Source organism: Agromyces tardus (assembly GCF_003710805.1).
Taxonomy (GTDB): domain Bacteria; phylum Actinomycetota; class Actinomycetes; order Actinomycetales; family Microbacteriaceae; genus Agromyces; species Agromyces tardus.
Window position 1 is genome coordinate 1 of the sequence record NZ_RHHB01000089.1, and the last position, 4,606, is coordinate 4,606.

The 4,606-nt window shown below is 70.5% G+C and carries 2 protein-coding genes; one reads left to right on the forward strand and one right to left on the reverse strand.

Annotated features, from left to right (window positions below):
* Positions 1–3,117 (reverse strand): ATP-dependent RNA helicase HrpA (hrpA, locus tag EDM22_RS19255; protein ID WP_122938703.1); only part of this gene is annotated, 3,117 nt, incomplete at its 3' end.
* 121 nt (positions 3,118–3,238) lie between these two features.
* Here hrpA and EDM22_RS19260 point away from each other — a divergent pair.
* The gene (locus EDM22_RS19260; RefSeq protein WP_122938704.1) at positions 3,239–4,075 is read left to right on the forward strand and encodes an aldo/keto reductase; all 837 of its coding nucleotides are present in this window, start codon (positions 3,239–3,241) and stop codon (positions 4,073–4,075) included.
* The last annotated feature ends 531 nt before the right edge of the window (positions 4,076–4,606 follow it).

Here is a 4,606-nt window from a genome sequence, read left to right on the forward strand (position 1 = left end):
CGCCGTGGCCGCGCCGCGCCCGCCCGGCTCGCCGCGACCGCGTCCGCCGCGCGCCGCCGCCTGGAACGTCGACGCCACCGCGCTGCCCGCCTTGTCGGCGAGCCGTCCCTGCAACGCGCGGAGGTCGGTGTCCTCGCCGACCGTGCGGCCGCGATCGTCGACCGCGCGGAACGAGATCCGCAGGTGGGCGGGCACCCGTTCGAGGTCGAAGTCACCGGCCGTCACCGGCGCGAAGGTGAGCCGCTTGATGACCGCGGCGATCACCTCGAGGAACGGCTCGCGCGCGGTGCCGTCCTCGGGGCCCGAGGGGAGCTCGGCCGCGATCTTCGCCGCCCACTCCGCTGCCGGCACGACCTGCCGCCGCAGCACCTTCGGCAGCGTGCGCAGCAGCGCCGTGATGAGCTCGTCGCGGAAGCCCGGAACCTGCCAGTCGAAGCCCGCCGGCTCGAGGCGCGGCAGCAGCACGAGCGGCACGAGCACGGTCACGCCGTCGTCGGCAGCGCCCGGCTCGAAGCGGTAGCGCAGGTTCAACGTCTGGTCGCCCTGGCGCCAGCGGTCGGGGAAGCCCGCGTCCGCCTCCACGTCGTCGGTGCCGAGCAGGTCGCGGGCCTGCATGGTGAGCAGCTCGGGGTTCGAGCGGTGTTCGCCGCGCCACCAGCGTTCGAAGGCGCGTGCGTCCGTGGCATCCGGTGACACCCGCTGCTCGTAGAACGCGACGACCGCCTCGTCGCCCGCGAGCACGTCGCGCCGGCGCGTGCGCTCCTCGATCTCGGCGAGCTCGCGGCGCAGCTCGCGGTTGCGCCGCACGAATGCGAAGACCCGTTTGTCGAGGCGGTTCCAGTCCCAGTCCTCCTCGACGAGCGCGTGCCGCACGAACAGCTCGCGAGCGAGCTCGCCGTCGATCCGGGAGAGCTGGATGCGGCGCTTCGGCACGATCGGCACGCCGAACAGCGTGACCTTCTCGTCGGCGACCGCAGCACCCTGCTTCCGCTCCCAGCGCGGTTCGCTGTACGTGCGCTTCGCGAGCGGGCCCGCGAGCTGCTCGGCCCAGGCCGGATCGATCGCGGCGTTCATGCGGGCGAAGAGGCGGCTCGTCTCCACGAGCTCGGCGCTCATCAGCGCCGCCGGCGGCTTCTTCGCGAGCGCCGATCCGGGGAACACCACGAAGCGCGCGTTGCGGGCGCCCGCGAACTCCGCCTGCTGCCGGCGACCGGTGCGCTCGGACTCGCGCGCGTTGCCCGCTCCGCCGCGACCACTCGACGTCTTCGTGTCGTCGCGCAGGCCGATCTGCGAGAGCAGCCCGGCGAGGAGCGCCCGGTGGATGCCGTCGGCGTTCGGCGCGCCCGCCCGCTGCGCGACGTGCAGGCCGAGCGGCTTCGCGAGCCGCACGAGCTGGCGATAGAGGTCCTGCCACTCGCGCACGCGCAGGTAGTTCAGGTACTCCGACTTGCACATGCGGCGGAACGCGCTGCCCGAGAGCTCGCGCTGCTGCTCCTCGAGGTGGTTCCAGAGGTTCAGGAGCGTGAGGAAGTCGCTGGTGGGATCGACGAAGCGCGCGTGGAACCCGTCGGCCTGCTCGCGCCGCTCGAGCGGCCGCTCCCGCGGGTCCTGGATCGTGAGCCCGGCGACGATCGCGAGCACCTCGCGCGAGACGCCCTGCGCCTTCGACTCGAGCACCATGCGGGCGAATCGCGGCTCGATCGGCAGGCGGGCCAGCTGGCGGCCGATGCGGGTGAGCTGCGGCCCGCGGTCCTGCACAGCCGGCCGCGTCTCGAGACCCTCGTCGAGCGCTCCCAGCTCCCGCAGCAGGTCCAGTCCGTCACGGATGCCGCGGCTGTCGGGCGGCGTGAGGAACGGGAACTCCTCGATCGGCCCCAGCCCGAGCGACGCCATCTGCAGGATGACGGCAGCGAGGTTCGTGCGCAGGATCTCGGGATCGGTGTACTCGGGCCGCCGCTCGAAGTCCTCCTGCGAGTAGAGCCGGATCGCGATGCCGTCGCTCGTGCGCCCCGACCGCCCGGAGCGCTGGTTGGCCGACGCCTGCGAGATCGCCTCGATCGGGAGGCGCTGCACCTTCGACCGCGCCGAGTAGCGGCTGATTCGGGCCGTGCCGGCGTCGACGACGTAGCGGATGCCGGGCACGGTCAGGCTGGTCTCGGCGACGTTCGTCGCGAGCACCACCCGGCGGCGCAGGCCCGCGACCTTCGACGGCTCGAAGACCCGGTGCTGGTCGGCCGACGACAGGCGGCCGTACAGCGGCAGCACCTCGGTCTCGCCGCCCCTGCGGGCGCCCGCACCCGTCGTGTAGTGCGCCCGCACCGCTGCCTCGGCGTCGCGGATCTCGCTCTCGCCCGAGAGGAACACGAGCACGTCGCCGGATGACTCGCGCTCGAGCTCGTCGAGGGCGTCGAGGATCCCGCGCTGCACGTCCTTGTCCTCGGCGGCGGCGCCCTCGTCGTCGGACTCCTCGCCGCCCGCTCCGCTACCGGATTCCGCGACGAGCGGCCGGTAGCGCACCTCGACGGGGTACGTGCGCCCCGACACCTCGATGACGGGGGCGGGCTCGCCCGCGGCATCCGCGAAGTGCCTCGCGAAGCTCTCGGGATCGATCGTCGCGCTCGTGATGATGACGCGCAGGTCGGGTCGGCGGGGGAGGAGCCGCTGCAGGTAGCCGAGCAGGAAGTCGATGTTGAGGCTGCGCTCGTGGGCCTCGTCGATGATGATCGTGTCGTACCGCGCGAGGTCTCGGTCGCGGTGGATCTCGTTGAGCAGGATGCCGTCGGTCATCACCTTGACCCGCGTCTGCTCGCTCGCCTGGTCGGTGAAGCGCACCTGGTAGCCCACGAGGCCGCCGAGCTCCACGCCGAGCTCCTCCGAGATGCGCTCGGCGATCGTGCGCGCCGCGAGGCGCCGGGGCTGGGTGTGCGCGATCGAGCTCCGCCCGAGCTCGAGGCAGATCTTGGGCAGCTGGGTGGTCTTGCCCGATCCGGTGGCACCCGCGACGATCACGACCTGGTGGTCGCGGATGGCACGCGCGATCTCCTCGCGTCGACCGGAGACCGGCAGCTCGGCGGGGTAGGTGATCGCGGGGATCTCGGAGAGGGGTCGGTCGGACATCAGCCCTCCATCGTACGGCGGCTCGCGCAGGCCGTCGGGGCTCGCGGGGCGGAGACGCGTGGGATTCGCGGGCGGCGAACACTCGGATGACATCCGCAGGCCCGGGGTGTTGCATGGACGCATGACGGAGACTCTCGTACCGCGCATCCAACTCAACGACGGCCACTCGATCCCGCAGCTCGGCTTCGGCGTCTTCAAGGTCGACCCCGCAGAGACCGAACGCATCGTCGCCGACGCCCTCGAGGTGGGCTACCGCCACCTCGACACGGCGAGGATCTACGGGAACGAGGAGGGCGTCGGCCGGGCGCTCGCCGCCTCGGGCGTTCCGCGCGAGCAGCTGTACGTCACGACGAAGCTCTGGAACGACGACCAGGGCACCCAGTCGGTGCTCGACGCCTTCGACCGCAGCCTCGAGCGGCTCGGGCTCGAGTACGTCGACCTGTATCTCATCCACTGGCCCGTGCCGGCGCAGGATCGCTACGTCGAGACGTGGCGCACCTTCGAGCAGCTGCGCGATTCCGGGCGTGTGCGCTCCATCGGGGTGTCGAACTTCATGGTCCCGCACCTGCAACGACTCATCGACGAGACCGCCGTGGTCCCGGCGGTCGACCAGATCGAGTTGCACCCGGCGCACCAGCAGCCGGAGACCGTCGACTTCGCGACCGAGTACGGCATCGCCATCGAGTCGTGGGGGCCGCTCGGCCAGGGCAAGTACCCGCTGCTCGAACTTCCCCAGGTGACGGATGCCGCTGCCGCCCACGGGAAGACGCCCGCGCAGGTCGTGATCCGGTGGCACCTGCAGCGCGGCTTCATCGTCTTCCCGAAGTCGAACCGGCGTGAGCGCATGGCCGAGAACTTCGACGTCTTCGACTTCGAGCTCGACGACGCGCAGATGGACTCGATCACGGGAATCGAGCGCGCCGGCCGCCTCGGACCCGATCCGCACGCCTTCGGCTGAGTCGCTTTTCGGGGTCGGAACGGGCATTTCGCGGATGTCGCAGCCGCGCCGTCCCGGGCCGCCGTCTGGCGCGACACGCCCGGGATGCGGCCCTGATTTGCCGTGATCCCGGGATCCACGTAAATTCTTACTCATCGCCACGGCGGTGCGGAAAGCGGCTGAGTCACACAGACACAGCGCGGCCCGGCCGGGTGACGATCTTCTTAGCCAAATAACCTCGAAGGCGCATTGCGACTCGGTGATTTCAAGCCTAAGATGAAACTCCACTTCCTCACGGAACCAACGTTCGCGTTGTGTCTCCGGGCCCCTCATCGGGCCGCCGGCCGAGGCCTTTGCGCCTGAGCCCGCGACAGAAGTGGTACATTAGATAGGTTGCCCTGAGGGCAGGCCGCGAGGCCGAAACTCGGGTGCGTCCGTTCCTTGAGAACTCAACAGCGTGCACTATGTTCAATGCCAATTTTTGAACCCTGTCCCTTGCCTTTTGGTGGGGGTGGGATTCCTTTGGATTGATGGACAGTCAGTATTGATTGT